This is a genomic window from Streptomyces sp. NPDC029466, from assembly GCF_055574515.1.
Genome location: NZ_JBVHZH010000011.1, coordinates 18,413 through 34,925, shown reverse-complemented (window position 1 = coordinate 34,925; position 16,513 = coordinate 18,413). Strand labels below are relative to the sequence as shown.

Here is a 16,513-nt window from a genome sequence, read left to right as displayed (position 1 = left end):
GCACGAGCCTGTACACATCAATAACGGGGGAATCCCATGACCACGCCGCCTCAGGGCCCGAATCCGTACGGCCAGGCGCCGTACGGGCAGCAGCCATACGGCCAGAGCCCCTATCCGCAGGCGCCGCAAGCACCGCAGGCTCCCTATGGCCAGCCCCAGGGCTACGCCTACCCGCCGCAGCCGCAGGCTCCGTACGGACAGCAGCCGCCGCCGGGTTACCCCATGGCTCCCCAGCCGCAGCAGCCCTACATGCAGGGCGGAGCTCCGGTGCTGCCGCCGCAGCCCGCCAAACGCCGGTCCCCCAAGGCGATCCTGCGGGCCATCGGCTTCGGCATCGCGGTGATCTTCTTCGCATTCATCTGGATCAATAGCCTGGACGACGCGGAGAGCGCTGAGGCCGGCGACTGTGTGCAGAAGTCCAGCAGTTCACTCGACGACGGTCTCAAGGTGGTGGACTGCGGCGACTCGACAGCCCAGTACAAAGTGAGCACCGTGCACAACGACACCACGGACCCGTCGGTGTGCTCCGAGGGAGAGTCGGCCTACGTCAAGAACGTGCACCGTCGCAGGAGCGGCGACACCCGCATGGTGCTCTGCCTGACCTCGGTGAAGTAGCGCACGCCGGACGCGCCGGAAGACGAAGGAGCGGTGTTTCACGTGAAACACCGCTCCTCGTTTCACGTGAAACACCGCCCGTTTCACGCTCAGCTCTGAGCGGCCCACCACTCCTTCAGCGCGGCGACGGCCGCCTCCCGCTCCATGGGCCCGTGCTCCAGCCGCAGCTCAAGCATCTGCTTGTACGCCTTGCCGACCTCGGGCCCCGGGCCGATGCCCAGAATCTGCATGATCTCGTTGCCATCCAGGTCCGGGCGGATCGCTTCCAGCTCTTCCTGCTCCTGTAGCCGCGCGATGCGCTCCTCGAGCCCGTCATAGGCGCGCGACAGGGCACCAGCCTTGCGCTTGTTGCGGGTCGTGCAGTCCGAGCGGGTCAGCTTGTGCAGCCGCTCCAGCTGCGGACCGGCGTCCCGCACATAGCGACGGACCGCGGAGTCCGTCCACTCTCCCGTCCCATAGCCGTGGAAGCGGAGGTGCAGCTCCACCAGCCGTGAGACGTCCTTGATCAGGTCGTTGGAGTACTTCAGAGCGGTCATCCGCTTCTTGGTCATCTTCGCGCCCACCACTTCGTGGTGATGGAAGGAGACCCGGCCGTCCTTCTCGAAGCGCCGCGTCCGGGGCTTGCCGATGTCGTGGAGGAGCGCCGCCAGCCGCAGCACGAGATCGGGCCCGTTCTCCTCCAGGTCGATCGCCTGCTCCAGCACCGTCAGCGAGTGCTCGTAGACGTCCTTGTGGCGGTGATGCTCGTCACTTTCCAGCCGCAGCGCGGGCAGCTCGGGCAGGACATGGCCGGCCAGGCCCGAATCGACCAGCAGCCGCAGCCCCTCGCGCGGGTGCGGCGCCAGGAGCAGCTTGTTCAGCTCGTCCCGTACGCGCTCCGCGGAGACGATCTCGATGCGGTCCGACATCGCCTTCATCGCGGCGAAGACCGCAGGGTCCACCTCGAAGTCCAGCTGGGCAGCGAAGCGCGCTGCGCGCATCATCCGCAGCGGATCATCCGAGAACGACTCCTCCGGCGTCCCCGGCGTCCGCAGCACCCGCGCCGCCAGGTCCTCCAGACCGTCGTGCGGGTCGACGAACTCCTTCTGCGGGAGCAGTACCGCCATGGCGTTCACCGTGAAGTCCCGGCGCACCAGATCCTGCTCGATGGAGTCGCCGTACGACACCTCGGGCTTGCGGGAGGTGCGGTCGTACGCCTCGGACCGATACGTCGTGACCTCGATGTCGAAGGAGTCCTTCTTGCAGCCGACGGTGCCAAAGGCGATGCCGACCTCCCAGACCGCGTCCGCCCACGGCCGGACGATCTTCAGAACGTCCTCAGGGCGGGCATCGGTGGTGAAGTCCAGGTCATTGCCGAGGCGCCCCAGCAGCGCATCCCGGACCGAGCCGCCGACCAGGGCAAGTGTGAACCCGGCCTCCTGGAATCGACGGGCCAGGTCATCCGCGACGGGGGACACCCGCAGCAGCTCGCTCACGGCGCGGCGCTGGACATGGTTCAGCGCGTCCGTCGACTGCGGGGTCCGCTCGGCGATCGGGGCAGGGAGGTCATTGTTGGCGTTCGGCACAACAAAACAGGGTACGTGGCCGCGCAGCGCGAGGCGCCACGTAATAAAGGGGTCAGGCCGGGCGCCCGGGTCCCCGCGCCGCGATCATGTGGAGCAGTCCCTGGCACTCCGGCCCGGCGGGCCTCGTTACCATTCGTGGACGCACATTCCGACGACCACTGACGACGACGAGGGACGGACGAGCGCGTGGCCGAGGCGGCAGGGTTCCAGGGGACTGAACGGCCGCGTGGTCGATGGTTGCGAAGGACCGTGACACTGCTCACTGGGGTGCTCCTGCTCGTGGGGCTGCTCCAGGTTCCGCACGCCCCCACCGCCGCAGCGGCCCCGAACGGCTCCCGCACCGTCGACGTCACCATCGACTCGATGTCCCCGTCCGCTCCCTCCAAGAGCGACTCGGTCACCGTCTCCGGGACGCTGACCAACGACGGCCGCAGCACGATCACCGACGCGCATATCGGCATGCACCGCGGGGATGCGCTCGGCGGCCGTAGCTCCATCGACAATGTGGCCCGCCGCACCGGCTATCTGCCCAGCGCGGACGGCGCGGAGATCAAGGGCAGCGCGAAGAAGATCGGCAAGCTGGAGCCCGGGGTCAGCCGCACCTTCACGCTCAGCGTGCCGGTCAAGGATCTCCGTCTCGATGAGAACGGTGTGTACCAGCTCGGTGTCTCCGTGTCAGGGCGCTCGCAGGCCACGCCCTACAGCCAGGTCCTCGGTTTCGACCGGACGCTGCTGCCCTGGCAGGAAGCCGACGCCACGAAGAAGACGCAGCTCACATACATGTGGCCGCTGATCTCCTCCACCCATCTCACCGCCGAGACCGACGCCGACGCCCAGCAGACGCCGGTCTTCCGCAACGACGACCTCGCCGCCGAGCTCGCGCCGGGCGGCCGGCTGCAGCAGATGGTCGCGCTCAGCAAGAATCTGCCGGTGACCTTGGTCATCGATCCCGATCTGCTCGCGACCGTCGACGCGATGACCAAGTCCTACCGGGTCAACGGTCCGGACGGACCCATGGGCAAGAATCAGGCGGTCGCCAAGCAGTGGCTGCACGAGCTCGAAGTCGCGGCCAAGACACATGAGGTCGTCGCGCTCCCCTTCGCCGACCCCGACCTCGCCTCGCTCGCGCACCACGGCAAGCGCGTGCCCAGCGCGCTCAGCCACCTCGGCCCGGCCACCGACCTCGCCGAGTCGACCGTGGACACCATCCTCGGCGTGAAGCCGCGGACGGACTTCGCCTGGCCCGTCGACGGTGCGATCGACTCCTCGGTCGTGGATGTCGCGACCTCGGCCGGTGCGCACAATGTGATCACCCGCAGCGACAGCCTGCGGGAGACCGGGGGACTGTCCTACACCCCGACGGCGGCCCGCCCCATCGGCGGCGGCAACACCGCCGTCGTCGCGGACGCGCAGCTCTCCCGGGCCTTCGAAGGCGATATGACGAAGGCCGGAAACTCCGCCCACGCGGTCCAGGACTTCCTCGCCCAGACCCAGATGATCAACCTGGAGGACCCCGGCCGGCAGCGCAGCGTCGTCGTCGCGCCGCAGCGCATGCCGTCGGTCAGCCAGGCCCACGCCATGGCCACCGCCCTGCGGACGCTGGACGACTCCGGAAGCTGGAGCCAGCCGCTGAGCCTCGGCAAGGCGGCCAAGGCCAAGCCCGACCCGTCGGCCACCCGCCGGGTGCCGAGCGGCGCCGCCTACCCGTCCTCGCTGCGCCGGCAGGAGCTCCCCACCTCCGCCTTCCGGCAGATCCGGGGCACCCAGGCCGCACTGGACGACTACCGGGTGATCCTGGCCCAGCCCGAGCGTGTGGTGACCCCCTTCGGCAGCGCCATAATGCGGGAGATGTCGACGGAGTGGCGCGGCGATGCCGCCGGTGCCGCGGGTTTCCGGCGCTCCGTACGCAGCTACCTCGACGGTCTGACCAAGAAGGTGCACCTGATCCAGAAGTCGGGGGCGACGCTCTCCGGGCGCAGCGCCACGATTCCGGTGACGGTCCAGAACAACCTGGTCCAGGGCGTCAAGGACATGACGCTGAAGCTGACCTCGTCCCAGCCCAACCGGCTGGACGTGGGTAAGGCGCAGCAGATCACGGTGGACGGCGGCCACAGCCAGTCGTTCAAGTTCGCCACCACGGCGAACGCCAACGGCCGGGCCTGGGTGACCGCCCAGCTCTACACGGCGGACGGAAAGCCCTACGGTGACCGCATGACGTTCCAGGTGAACGTCACGGAGATCACCGCCACGGTGATGCTCGTCATCGCCGGCGGTGTGCTGCTGCTCGTCCTCGCCGGTGTGCGGATCTATCTCCAGCGCAAGCGGGCGGCCGCCCGGCGCGCTGAGGGCGGGTCCGACGACGAGGGTCCCGAGGGCGACACAGGTACGGATGGCGACAACGGCGGCACGGACGGCGACGAGCCCGAGCAGCCGAGTGACCCCAGCCCGGACACCGGATCGGAAAGCTCCGACCCGTCCGGCTCAGGTGAGAAAGTGGACCGTTGATAGTTGGCGGGGCCGGATGGCCGGCGACGGATGAGGTGGGGCAGCGATGAACGCGCCGTATGACGGTGACCGGGGCCGGGGCGCCAATGGCGACCCCACGGGCCCGGTCCCTCCGACGCCCCCGTTGCCCGCGGACCAGGACCCCTTCGTCCAGGACGCCTACCGCAACGATCCGTACCGCGCCCAGGACCCGACCGCTCAGGAGCCGGTGGCCGAGGCGCGCTACGACCGCGCGGCGCACCCACCGCCGCCCCCGGGTCAGCCCGCGCCTCCGCGCTACCAGCAGCCTCCCGCAGGGCGTCACACGCCCGACCCGCAACTGTGGGCCCCGTCCCCGTCGCCCGAGCAGCAGGGTCCGGCCACCGGCCTCCCGTACGGCGAGGCCGACAAGACCACACAGCCCCTGGGCCTCAACGTCCTCAGGACCCAGGCCGCCGGCGAGCCTCCGGAGCCCGACGCCTTCGCGCATCTCTACCGGGACCAGCAGCACTACGAGCCCCAGCAGCCCGCTCCGGTGCCTCCGGGCCCCGCGGCGGCCGGTGCGGCGCCCGGCCCGGAGGCCGTGCCCCAGCAGCCGGCGCCGGAGCCCGCCCCCGTGGCGGCGGCCGGCAAGCCCGCCGGTGGCCGGGGCGGCGGTCTGCTCAAGTCCAGCGCGGTCATGGCCGCCGGCACGATGGTGTCGCGTCTCACCGGCTTCGTCCGCTCGGCACTGATCGTCGCGGCGCTCGGCGGTGCGGTGCTCGGTGACTCCTGGCAGGTCGCCTACCAACTTCCGACGATGATCTTCATCCTGACCATCGGCGGCGGTCTGAACTCCGTCTTCGTCCCGCAGCTGGTGCGCGCGATGAAGGAGGACGACGACGGTGGCGAGGCCTATGCCAACCGGCTGCTGACGCTGGTCATGGTGATCCTCGGCCTGCTCACGGTGCTGGCGGTCTTCGCGGCGCCCTTGCTGGTGAAGCTGGTCTCGTTCGACATCTCCCGTGACCCGGCGGCCAACGAGGTCGCGGTCGCCTTCACCCGTTACTGCGTGCCCACGATCTTCTTCATGGGTCTGCACGTCGTGATGGGCCAGATCCTCAACGCCCGCGGCCGCTTCGGCGCGATGATGTGGACCCCGGTCCTCAACAACATCGTCATGATCGCCACCTTCGGCCTGTTCATCTGGGTCTACGGCTCGGCGGAGACCTCGCACATCGGCGTCACCACGATCCCCGACGAGGGCATCCGGCTCCTGGGCATCGGCACCCTCCTCGGGCTCGTCGTCCAGTCGCTGGCGATGATCCCGTATCTGCGCGACGCCGACTTCAAGCTCCGGCTCCGCTTCGACTGGCGCGGCCACGGCCTGGGCAAGGCCGCCAAGCTCGCCAAGTGGACGGTGCTGTTCGTACTCGCCAACCAGGCGGGCGTCCTCGTCGTCACCCAGCTCTCCACCTGGGCCGGCAACACCGCCAACGACCAGGGCCACCCGGGCACCGGCTTCATCTCGTACGCCAGCGCACAGCTGATCTGGAACATGCCGCAGGCGATCATCACCGTCTCCGTGATGGCGGCGCTGCTGCCGCGGCTGGCCCGGTCCGCGCACGACGGTGACACCGGAGCCGTCCGCGACGACATGTCGCAGGGCCTGCGCACCTCCGCCGTCGCCATCGTCCCGATCTCGTTCGGCTTCCTCTCCCTCGGCATCCCGCTGTGCACGCTGGTCTACGGCTCGTCCGGCGCCGGCATCCCGATGGGGTACATGCTGATGGCCTTCGGTGTGGGCCTGATCCCGTTCTCGGTGCAGTACGTCGTCCTGCGCGCCTTCTACGCGTACGAGGACACCCGCACCCCCTTCTACAACACGGTGATCGTCGCCGCCGTCAACGCGGCGGCCTCCGGCCTCTGCTTCCTGGTCCTGCCGGCCCGCTGGGCCGTGGTCGGCATGGCGGCCTCCTACGGCCTGGCGTACATCATCGGCGTCGGTGTGGCCTGGCGCAGGCTGAGCAAGCGCATGGACGGCGACCTCGACACCGCCCACGTCGTCCGGACCTATGCACGGCTGGCCGGCGCCAGCATCCCGGCCACGATCATCTCGGGAGCCGCGGTGTACGGGATCATGCAGACACTCGGCAGCGGATTCCTCGGGTCGATCACCGCTCTGGTCGCCGGTATCGGCGCACTTCTGGGCGTGTTCTACGTCGCCGCACGCAAAATGCGCATTGAGGAACTGAACGCCCTGGTCGGCATGGTCCGGTCGAAGCTTGGACGTTAGTTGAGCACAACCATCGACTGCCACCGTGTGTCGTGCATAGTGGCGGACTGTGGGCACAATTGTCTTGGCTCTTTGAGCCTGCAACGGATGGGGAGGCAGGAACGACGGTGGCGGAACGGAGCACGGCTGCCGTCGACGTGGCTGACACGAGCGGTGAGGAACCGCTGACCGCCAAGGCGGGTAAGGCCACGGACGACGGTGCTAAGGCCGAGAAGGTATCCGGCAGGGAACAGGACGCCGCAGGCACCGACGAGGAGCGTGCTGAGGCGATCGAAGCCCAGCCACCGGAACTGCACAGCGGCCACAAGCTTGCCAGACGCTACCGCCTCGAAGAGTGCGTCACCCGTCTGGACGGATTCAGCAGCTGGCGTGCGGTCGACGAAAAGCTGCGCCGCGCCGTCGGGGTGCATATCCTGCCCGCCGACCATCCCAGAGCCCGGCCGGTGCTGTCCGCGGCCCGCTCGTCGGCGCTGCTCGGCGACCCCCGGTTCGTCCAGGTCCTGGACGCCGTCGAGGAGAACGACCTCGTCTACGTCGTCCACGAGTGGCTGCCGGACGCCACCGAGCTCACCACGGTGCTCGCCAACGGCCCGCTGGAGCCGCACGACGCCTACCAGCTCGTCAGCCAGGTCTCCCAGGCCATGGCCGCCGCGCACCGCGAAGGCCTCTCCCATCTGCGGATCACCCCCGGCTCGGTGCTGCGTACGGAGTCCGGGCAGTACCGCATCCGCGGCCTGGCCGTCATGGCGGCACTGCGCGGCATCACCTGCGAGTCTCCGCAGCGCGCGGACACCGAGGCGATCGGTGCGCTGCTGTACGCCGCGCTGACCCAGCGCTGGCCGTACGAGAACGACGCCCATGGCCTCACCGGCCTGCCCAAGGGCGTCGGGCTGATCGCACCCGACCAAGTGCGGGCCGGGGTCCATCGCGGGCTGTCCGAGCTGGCCATGCGCGCACTGATCAACGATGGCGCGACGGCCTCCCGCCAGGAGCAGCCGTGCACCACCCCGGAGGAGCTGGCCAAGGCCGTCGCGGCCATGCCCCGCATCCGGCCCCCGGAGACCGCCTTCTCCACCCCTCCGCCGTACCAGCGCACGGGCTACCAGCAGGGCAGCTACCGGCAGTCGTCCGCCCACGGAGCGCCGGCACCGCATGCCACGCAGCCGGTCAGCTCGCCTCCGTCGCCGTTGCAGAGCCGCACCGGCCGGGCCCTGAAGTGGTCCGTCTCGGCGCTGCTCATCGCGGCATTGGGGCTTGGCAGCTGGCAGCTGGCGGACACGCTGCTGAAGCGGGAGAAGGATCAGGACGCCCCGGGGAACTCACAGCCGGCCGGCGGTCCGAAGAAGCACACAGGAAAGGCGGTCTCGATCAAGGGCGTCACGGAGTTCTCGCCCCTGGCCGAGCCTTTCTCGGAGGATGAAGCCCACAATGTCACGGACGGCGATCCAAGCACTGCTTGGGTGACCGGACGGTTCAGGGGCTGGCCCAACTTCGGAAACCTGCCGCCGCGCGCCGATGGCAGCGGAATCATCGTGGACCTCGGGAGCGCCAAGGACATCTCCGGGATACAGGTCTCCATGTATCGGCCGGGCCAGACCGTGGAAATCCGCGCAGCAGCACCCTCCGCAGCGGATCCGACGACGCTCGATGATTTCTCACAACGCGTTTCCAAGCTGGGGAAAGCCGGCGACAAGCTGGATGTGAAGCTCGACCAGCCGGTGAAGTCTCGCTATGTCCTGGTCCACATCACGAAACTTTCCTCTGATGGAACATCGGATTGGTTCCGCGGCGGCATTTCAGAGATCAAAATCTTCAGCTGACTCACCAGCATTAACTCAGCGCACCGGGAACCGGTAGAAATACGAGGACGAGTACGCCCCGTCAACCTTCGGGTCGGCGGGGCGACATCGTGCGGCAGACCAGCCCAGTCCCGGCGCAACTCGGCCCGGCCGCCCAGCGATCGCGCCCATCGGCGGCAGCGCGCTCTCAAGGTCAAAGCGACACCTGAGAAGCACGCCTCTAAGAAGCAAAAACAGCAACGCATCCTTTTGTGTTTTCGGGCAAGAAGGTCACTGGTCCACGAGTAGATGAGCTGCCTAGTGGTTCTCCACACACCTGCCTACGATGAACAGTGACGCATTGTTGCTGCACGTCAGGAGACACTTACATCAGGTAGCAGCAGGTTGGCGATCTTTACGCCGATGTCCTACAGGGGGCAAGATTCCCAGGAGTCGGCGCTAGGTGAGGGGGTATGGGTGGGTCTGCTAGAGGAATCTAGTGATCAAGACCTCATCGCTCGCCATGTCGCTGGTGACCCCGAGGCGTTCGGGGAGATCGTCCGGCGGCACCGCGACCGTCTCTGGGCGGTGGCGCTGCGCACCCTGGGGGATCGCGAAGAGGCCGCCGATGCCGTGCAGGACGCCTTGGTCTCCGCCTACCGAGCGGCACACACCTTCCGCGGTCAGTCCGCGGTGACGACGTGGCTGCACCGCATCACGGTCAATGCCTGTCTGGACCGGGCCCGCAAGGCCGCTTCGCGGCGCACTTCGCCCGTCGCCGAGACCGAGCGACTGGAGCAGCTGCTGGAACCCGAGGAGTCCGCAGCGGCACCCGCCGAGCGCCAGGATCTGCACCGGGAGCTGCTCAGCGCCCTCCGCACCCTTCCCGAGGAACAGCGGGCCGCGCTCGTCCTCGTCGATATGCAGGGCTACCCCGTCGCGGAGGCCGCGTCGATCCTCGACATCCCGACCGGAACGGTGAAAAGCCGCTGCGCACGGGGCCGGGCTCGGCTCCTGCCCTTGGTCACCCATCTGCGCGCTGACAACGGGGATAGCAAACCCGTGAGCGGGGGAAGGAACCGGGCGCAGGGGACATCCGTCCCACCGACGGCAGGGCCGAAGGACACAGGTGCCGTGAAGGGCGGAGGTGGGCGAGCGTGACGTCGACGACCGGCACGGGTGAGCACCCCACAGGTGAGCACCCGGAGGTCTCCGAGATCTCCGAGCTCTCGGACGGGCTGCTTTCTCCCTCGCGCACCGCGGAACTGCGCGACCATCTCGCCACTTGTCCCCTGTGCGACGACGTCTATGCGTCCCTGGAGGAAATCCGGTCGCTGCTCGGCACGCTCCCCGGCCCGCTGCGGATGCCGGCCGATGTCGCCGGTCGCATCGATGCCGCCCTCGCCGCCGAAGCGCTGCTGGACGCCACTACTCCTCTCGCCACGGCGCAAGTTTCACGTGAAACAGCCGCCGTCCCCGTCGTGGTTTCACGTGAAACCGACGAAGAGGCGCCCCGCCGTGGGACACCGGCCGCCCGGCCCGCCGGACGCCCCCGGGGCTCCTCGGGACCGGGACGGCAGACGCCCGGCGGCCGCGCATCCCGTGCGCGGCGCTGGCCACGGATGCTGCTCGGCACCGCGGCGGCCGCGGCGGTCTTCAGCTTCGGCGGCCTGCTCATTCAGAACGCCGCCCTCGACGGCACCCAGACGAGCAAGCAGGGCCGAACCACCGCCACCCCGGAGAAGAAGACCGGCGAGGAGAGCGCCGTCACCGCGGCAAGTCTCGAATCGCATGTGGATGAACTGCTGACGTCGAAGGGCTCACACAAGTCGCCCGGCATCGGGACCCGGAGCTCCCCTGACTCCCCGATGCGCGGCAGCGCCGACACCATTCCGTCCTGCGTCCGCCATGGCATCGCCCGTCCGGAGACTCCGCTGGCGACCAGCCATACGCGCTACCAGGGCAAGGACGCCTACCTCGTGGTGCTGCCGGATCCGGCCGATCCCCAGCGCGTCTCTGCGTATGTCATCGCTGCCTCCTGCGTCTCTGCCACGCCACCGGCTCCCGGAAAGGTTCTGCTGTCGCACTCGTTCCAGCGAGACTGAGCGACGAGAAGTGCGCTGTGACACTCCGGGAATGCTCGCCCCGTAGGATCCGTTGGGTGGGGTGAGAGAACCGAGAGCCCCAGCAAGCAGTCGGCAGAGACAAGGAAGACACCCGTGAGCGACGTCCGCAACGTGATCATCATCGGCTCCGGGCCCGCGGGCTACACCGCAGCGCTCTACACCGCCCGCGCGTCCCTGAAGCCGCTGGTCTTCGAAGGTGCCGTCACCGCCGGAGGCGCACTGATGAACACCACCGACGTGGAGAACTTCCCCGGTTTCCGCGACGGCATCATGGGGCCGGACCTCATGGACAACATGCGTGCCCAGGCGGAGCGCTTCGGCGCCGAGCTTGTCCCGGACGACATTGTCGCGGTCGATCTCTCCGACGAGATCAAGACCGTCACCGACACCGCCGGCAATGTGCACCGGGCGAAGACCGTGATCGTCAGCACCGGCTCGCAGCACCGCAAGCTCGGCCTGCCCCGTGAGGACGAGCTGTCCGGTCGCGGCGTCTCGTGGTGCGCCACCTGCGACGGGTTCTTCTTCAAGGACCAGGACATCGCCGTCATCGGCGGAGGCGACACCGCGATGGAGGAGGCCACCTTCCTCTCCCGCTTCGCCAAGTCGGTCACGGTCGTCCACCGCCGTGACACCCTGCGGGCCAGCAAGGCGATGCAGGAGCGTGCGTTCGCCGACCCGAAGATCAAGTTCGTGTGGGACAGCGAGGTCGCCGAGATCCACGGTGAGAGCAAGCTCTCGGGTCTGACCCTGCGCAACCTCAAGACCGGCGAGACCTCCGAGCTCCCCGTCACCGGCCTCTTCATCGCGATCGGCCACGACCCGCGGACCGAGCTGTTCAAGGGCCAGCTGAACCTCGACGACGACGGCTACCTCAAGGTCGACGCCCCCAGCACGCGTACCAACCTGACTGGCGTCTTCGCCGCCGGCGATGTTGTCGACCACACCTACCGTCAGGCGATCACCGCGGCCGGCACGGGCTGTTCCGCCGCCCTCGACGCCGAGCGGTTCCTCGCTGCCCTGACGGGCGGCGAGTCGACGCCCGAGCCGGAGAAGACCCCCGCCGCCTGACCCGCGCACCCAGCTTTCCCACCACCCACCCAGTAAGGAGATTCCCATGGCCGGCGCCACGGTGACCGTCACGGACGACAACTTCGAAGAGGTCGTCCTCAAGAGCGACAAGCCCGTTCTCGTGGACTTCTGGGCCACCTGGTGCGGCCCGTGCCGCCAGATCGCCCCGTCCCTGGAGGCGATCGCCGCGGAGCACGACGGGATCGTCATCGCCAAGCTGAACACCGACGAGAACCCGGCCACCACCGCCAAGTACGGCGTCATGTCGATCCCGACCATGAACGTCTACCAGGGCGGCGAGGTCGTGAAGACCATCGTCGGTGCCAAGCCGAAGGCCGCGATCGAGCGCGACCTGGCGGACTTCCTCGGCTGAGTCATGCCGCCACGTTTCACGGGAAACGGGCCCGTCCCCCACGAGGGGGCGGGCCCGTTCTCTGTTTCACGGGAAACTTCGGCTCGGCTCTACAGCGGTCGCAGTGCGGGTTCCTTCTGGACGGCTCCCAGCAAGCGGTCGAGTGCCAGCTCGACATCTTCCTTCCACGAGATGGTCGTACGCAGCTCAAGCCGCAGTCGAGGAAAACGGGGGTGGGGACGCACGGTCTTGAAGCCCACCGCGAGCAGATGATCGGCGGGCAGCACACAGGCCGGCTCACTCCAGCGGGCATCGCCGAAGGCCTCGATGGCTTTGAAGCCGCGCTGGATGAGGTCCTTGGCAACCGTCTGGACCATCACCCGCCCCAGCCCCTGGCCTTGGTAGCCGGGAATCAGCCAGGCCGTCAGCAGCTGCACCGCATCCGGTGAGACCGGGCTCGTGGGGAAGGCCGTGGAGCGCGGCACATAGGCCGGCGGGGCGTACATCACGAACCCGACCGGCACCTCATCGACATAGACCACCCGCCCACAGGACCCCCACTCCAGCAGTACTGCCGAGATCCAGGCTTCCTTTTCGAGCTCAGGGCGACCCGCTTTTACCGCGGCCTCGCCACTGACGGGGTCGAGCTCCCAGAAGACACAGGAGCGGCAGCGCTTGGGGAGGTCCGGAAGGTTGTCCAGCGTGAGCGGTACGAGCCGACGGCCCATGAACCCAGGTCCTCGCTTTCCTCGCCTGCCACACCTCGCAGCGCCGTCAGCGCCACCTGCTCTCTGAGCAGACCACCAACGAACCCTCCGACGGCTGCGAGACCGAAGCCCGCTGCCAGCAGTCCGGTGCGGCTCACCGATCGCATGGCCCTCTCCTCGGTGTGAGCTGTCTCCACATGGATGCGTGCCATACCCGAACGCATCGTATCCACCCTTTACGGGCAGGGGTACCGCAAGAGTGCAAAGGGCGGGCACGTGTTCCGGCGTGGGCTCCGGAACACGGCCCGCCCGGGAGCCGAGAGCGTCAGCTCACTCCTCTTCGTCGCTCTCCTCGGCCAGCGACTGGCCCAGGACGCGCCCCTCACCCGGGGCGAGGGTGCCGAGAATGCGCTCCAGATCGTCCATCGAGGCGAACTCAACGACGATCTTTCCCTTCTTCTGCCCCAGGTCGACCTTCACCCGGGTCTCGAAGCGGTCGGACAGCCGGGAAGCGAGACCCGTGAGCGCGGGGGACACCCGGGTGCCGGCACGCGGCCCCTTGGCCTTGCTCGCGCCCTTGGGGGCCGACCCCATGAGCGTCACGATCTCCTCAACGGAACGGACCGAGAGTCCCTCCGCGACGATGCGGCGCGCCAGGTGGTCCTGCTCCTCCGAGTCCTCCACGGAGAGCAGGGCACGGGCATGGCCCGCGGAGAGCACACCCGCGGCAAGCCGCTTCTGCACGGACGGCGAGAGCTTCAGCAGCCGCAGCGTGTTGGAGACCTGCGGGCGCGAACGCCCGATCCGGTCGGCCAGCTCGTCATGCGTGCACTGGAAGTCCTTCAGCAACTGGTCATAGGCGGCTGCCTCTTCCAGCGGGTTGAGCTGGGCCCGGTGGAGGTTCTCCAGAAGCGCATCGAGCAGCAGCTTCTCATCGTCCGTGGCCCGGACGATCGCGGGAATCTTTTCCAGCCCGGCCTCACGGCATGCCCGCCAGCGGCGCTCACCCATGATGAGCTCATACCGCCCCGGCCCCGTCTGACGGACCACCACCGGCTGGAGCAGGCCCACCTCCTTGATGGAGGTGACCAGCTCGGCCAGGGCATCCTCGTCGAAGACCTCGCGTGGCTGCCGCGGGTTCGGCTTGATCGTGTCCAGCGGCACCTCGGCGAAGTGCGCGCCGGCCACCTCCGAGATGCCCGCCGCCTCCGTCGCGGCCGGTGCTTCCGTTTCACGTGAAACACCGTGCGCCGGCAGCGACGTCACCTTGGCGGCCGCCACCCCACGCTCCGGGGCCAGGACGGGTACGGACGACGGTGACGTCGCTCCCTGTCCTGCGGGTCCGGCATGATCCGTGCTCTGCGGTGCCGCGGGGATCAGCGCACCGAGCCCACGGCCCAGGCCTCTACGTCGTTCACTCACTGAGTCCCCTCCGAGATGCTGTGCTGTGCTTCATAGTTGACGCTGAGGCCCTGGCCCCCGGTTTGCGGGGCCCCACGCAAGGCGATCTCCCGGGCCGCTTCGAGATAGGACAGCGAGCCGCTGGATCCCGGGTCATAGGTGAGCACCGTCTGCCCATAGCTGGGTGCCTCGGAGATGCGCACCGAGCGAGGGATGCTCGTACGGAGCACCTCATGGCCGAAGTGGCTGCGCACCTCATCGGCGACCTGGGAGGCCAGCCGGGTGCGCCCGTCGTACATGGTGAGCAGAATCGTCGAGACATGGAGCTTGGGGTTGAGATGGCCCCGCACCAGATCGACGTTCCGCAGCAGCTGTCCCAGGCCCTCCAGCGCGTAGTACTCGCACTGAATCGGGATCAGCACCTCGGCGCCTGCGACCAGAGCGTTGACCGTCAGCAGGCCGAGGGAGGGCGGGCAGTCGATGAAGATGTAGTCCAGAGGCTGTTCGTACGCCTTGATGGCGCGGTCCAGCCGGCTCTCCCGCGCCACCAGCGAGACCAGCTCGATCTCCGCACCGGCCAGATCGATCGTGGCGGGGGCACAGAAGAGGCCCTCCACATCCGCGACCGGCTGCACCACATCGGATAGCGGCTTGCTGTCCACCAGCACGTCATAGATGGAGGGCACTTCGGAGTGGTGGTCGATCCCCAGTGCCGTAGAGGCATTGCCCTGGGGGTCGAGGTCGATCACCAGGACCCGGGCACCGTGCAGGGCCAATGAGGCCGCCAGGTTCACCGTGGTCGTGGTCTTGCCGACCCCGCCCTTCTGGTTGGCAACCACCATGACCCGGGTCTGTTCAGGCCGGGGCAGCCCCTCACCCGCGCGGCCAAGTGCCTCCACCGCAAGCTGAGCTGCACGACCGATCGGGGTGTCGTCCATCGGGGGCGGCGTTTCACGTGAAACGTCGTCCCCGAACGACTCGCTACGGGGACCGGGGACCGGATCGGTCATCGGTCCCGCGATGTTGGCGTCGGACCGCAAGGATTCACTCTCCTCGACATCAGGCTCGCAATGTTCAGAGCCTGCCATGCTTTCGGTGTCGTGAACCAGTGAGGTCCGTTCTCCTGTGGACGAATCCACTTCTGTGGATACTTCGCTGACCCTTGTGGGTCTACGGTCGCGCGGCACGGCGGCCGCACGACCACGGTCGATGATCCCTTGCAGCAGAGAACGACGTTTCACGTGAAACACGATGCCAGCGTCACGCCTGAATGAGCCGCGACACTCCGTCTTGTGTCGTTTTGATGGCATTTACGGAATTCATCCGCCCTGCTTTCGCGGACGGAATACCCTCATGCCAATGCCGGCCTTTCGCGCGCCGGCAGCAGAGCATCAGCGCCGGCGCCCCCTCGACGCACGGCCCACGCGCGCCGCCTTCGCCCGCTTGGCCGCAAAGCGCACACCGCCGGGGCTCTCCCCCACCTCGACCCGCACCACGGTCGACGGCGGGTCCACCACGCCCTCGCCCACATGCACCACCGAGGTCTCCACCACGCCGAGCTTGCTCAGCGCCGCCCGAGCCGCCTTGAGCTCCTCCTCAGCGGTATCGCCCTTGAGCGCCAGCATCTCGCCGTAGGGACGGAGCAGCGGTACACCCCAGCCGGCCAGCCGGTCGAGCGGAGCAACGGCACGCGCCGTCACCACATGCACCTGAGGGAGCTTGCCCATCACCTCTTCGGCCCGCCCGCGCACGACCGTGACATGGTCCAGCCCGAGCAGCTCGACGACCTCCTGAAGGAAGTTCGTACGACGCAGCAGGGGCTCCAGCAGCGTGATCTTCAGATCCGGGCGGACCAGAGCCAGCGGGATACCGGGCAGCCCGGCACCCGAACCCACGTCGCAGACCGAGACGCCCTCGGGCACTACCTCGGAGAGCACCGCGCAGTTCAACAGATGCCGCTCCCAGAGCCGCGGCACCTCACGCGGGCCGATGAGCCCACGCTTCACCCCGGCGTCGGCGAGCAGTTCGCCGTACCGCACGGCTTCCGCAAAGCGCTCACCGAATACCTCCTCCGCCGCCTTCGGCGCAGGAGGGAGCTCCGCTGCTGCCTCCGTCACGGGAACCGCCCTTCCTCTGGACTGC

General features: G+C 68.4%; 13 protein-coding genes. 8 read left to right on the top strand and 5 right to left on the bottom strand.

The genetic code is table 11. The features are described from left to right. Window positions 1–36 precede the first annotated feature (36 nt). Window positions 37–615, top strand: a complete 579-nt coding sequence (locus ACZ4XD_RS11675; protein ID WP_468040783.1) for an LppU/SCO3897 family protein — start codon at window positions 37–39, stop codon at window positions 613–615. Window positions 616–704: 89 nt separating this feature from the next. On the opposite strand, the gene ACZ4XD_RS11670 is transcribed toward ACZ4XD_RS11675, so the two are convergent. Next, window positions 705–2,180, bottom strand: a complete 1,476-nt coding sequence (locus ACZ4XD_RS11670) for a CCA tRNA nucleotidyltransferase (protein WP_468040780.1) — start codon at window positions 2,178–2,180, stop codon at window positions 705–707. Window positions 2,181–2,429: 249 nt separating this feature from the next. On the opposite strand from ACZ4XD_RS11670, the gene ACZ4XD_RS11665 reads away from it, so the two are divergent. The 7 genes from ACZ4XD_RS11665 to trxA all read left to right on the top strand — a co-directional run bounded on the left by ACZ4XD_RS11665 (window position 2,430) and on the right by trxA (window position 12,284). After that, window positions 2,430–4,685, top strand: coding sequence for a DUF6049 family protein (locus ACZ4XD_RS11665; protein WP_468040777.1), 2,256 nt, complete (start codon window positions 2,430–2,432; stop codon window positions 4,683–4,685). A gap of 46 nt (window positions 4,686–4,731) precedes the next feature. Then, the gene (gene murJ / locus ACZ4XD_RS11660; RefSeq protein WP_468040774.1) at window positions 4,732–6,939 is read left to right on the top strand and encodes a murein biosynthesis integral membrane protein MurJ; all 2,208 of its coding nucleotides are present in this window, start codon (window positions 4,732–4,734) and stop codon (window positions 6,937–6,939) included. A 107-nt stretch (window positions 6,940–7,046) separates the two neighbouring features. Next, entirely contained in the window at window positions 7,047–8,759 is a 1,713-nt protein-coding gene (locus ACZ4XD_RS11655) for a protein kinase family protein (protein ID WP_468040770.1), read from the top strand. A gap of 435 nt (window positions 8,760–9,194) precedes the next feature. Further along, on the top strand, window positions 9,195–9,878 hold the full coding sequence (sigM, locus tag ACZ4XD_RS11650) for an RNA polymerase sigma factor SigM (protein WP_468040768.1): 684 nt from the start codon (window positions 9,195–9,197) through the stop codon (window positions 9,876–9,878). After that, window positions 9,875–10,822: a hypothetical protein gene (locus ACZ4XD_RS11645; RefSeq protein ID WP_468040766.1), complete on the top strand. Its 948-nt coding sequence runs from the start codon at window positions 9,875–9,877 to the stop codon at window positions 10,820–10,822. Before sigM ends, ACZ4XD_RS11645 begins: the two co-directional genes overlap by 4 nt. A gap of 114 nt (window positions 10,823–10,936) precedes the next feature. Continuing rightward, entirely contained in the window at window positions 10,937–11,911 is a 975-nt protein-coding gene (gene trxB, locus ACZ4XD_RS11640) for a thioredoxin-disulfide reductase (protein ID WP_468040764.1), read from the top strand. 46 nt (window positions 11,912–11,957) lie between these two features. After that, entirely contained in the window at window positions 11,958–12,284 is a 327-nt protein-coding gene (trxA, locus tag ACZ4XD_RS11635) for a thioredoxin (protein WP_042150984.1), read from the top strand. Window positions 12,285–12,373: 89 nt separating this feature from the next. Here the strand turns inward: trxA and ACZ4XD_RS11630 are convergent, their stop codons facing one another. From ACZ4XD_RS11630 to rsmG, 4 genes are all read right to left on the bottom strand, one after another. Next, window positions 12,374–12,991 carry a GNAT family N-acetyltransferase gene (locus tag ACZ4XD_RS11630; RefSeq protein ID WP_030075726.1) on the bottom strand — a complete coding sequence of 206 codons (618 nt, stop codon included), beginning with the start codon at window positions 12,989–12,991 and terminating at the stop codon, window positions 12,374–12,376. A gap of 309 nt (window positions 12,992–13,300) precedes the next feature. Further along, complete coding sequence (locus tag ACZ4XD_RS11625; protein ID WP_468040761.1) at window positions 13,301–14,392, bottom strand: ParB/RepB/Spo0J family partition protein; 1,092 nt, start codon at window positions 14,390–14,392, stop codon at window positions 13,301–13,303. Beyond that, the gene (locus ACZ4XD_RS11620) at window positions 14,389–15,459 is read right to left on the bottom strand and encodes a ParA family protein (RefSeq protein ID WP_468040759.1); all 1,071 of its coding nucleotides are present in this window, start codon (window positions 15,457–15,459) and stop codon (window positions 14,389–14,391) included. The genes ACZ4XD_RS11625 and ACZ4XD_RS11620 overlap by 4 nt, the downstream gene beginning before the upstream one ends. 303 nt (window positions 15,460–15,762) lie before the next feature. After that, the gene (rsmG, locus tag ACZ4XD_RS11615) at window positions 15,763–16,488 is read right to left on the bottom strand and encodes a 16S rRNA (guanine(527)-N(7))-methyltransferase RsmG (protein WP_468040756.1); all 726 of its coding nucleotides are present in this window, start codon (window positions 16,486–16,488) and stop codon (window positions 15,763–15,765) included. Between the last annotated feature and the right edge of the window lie 25 nt (window positions 16,489–16,513).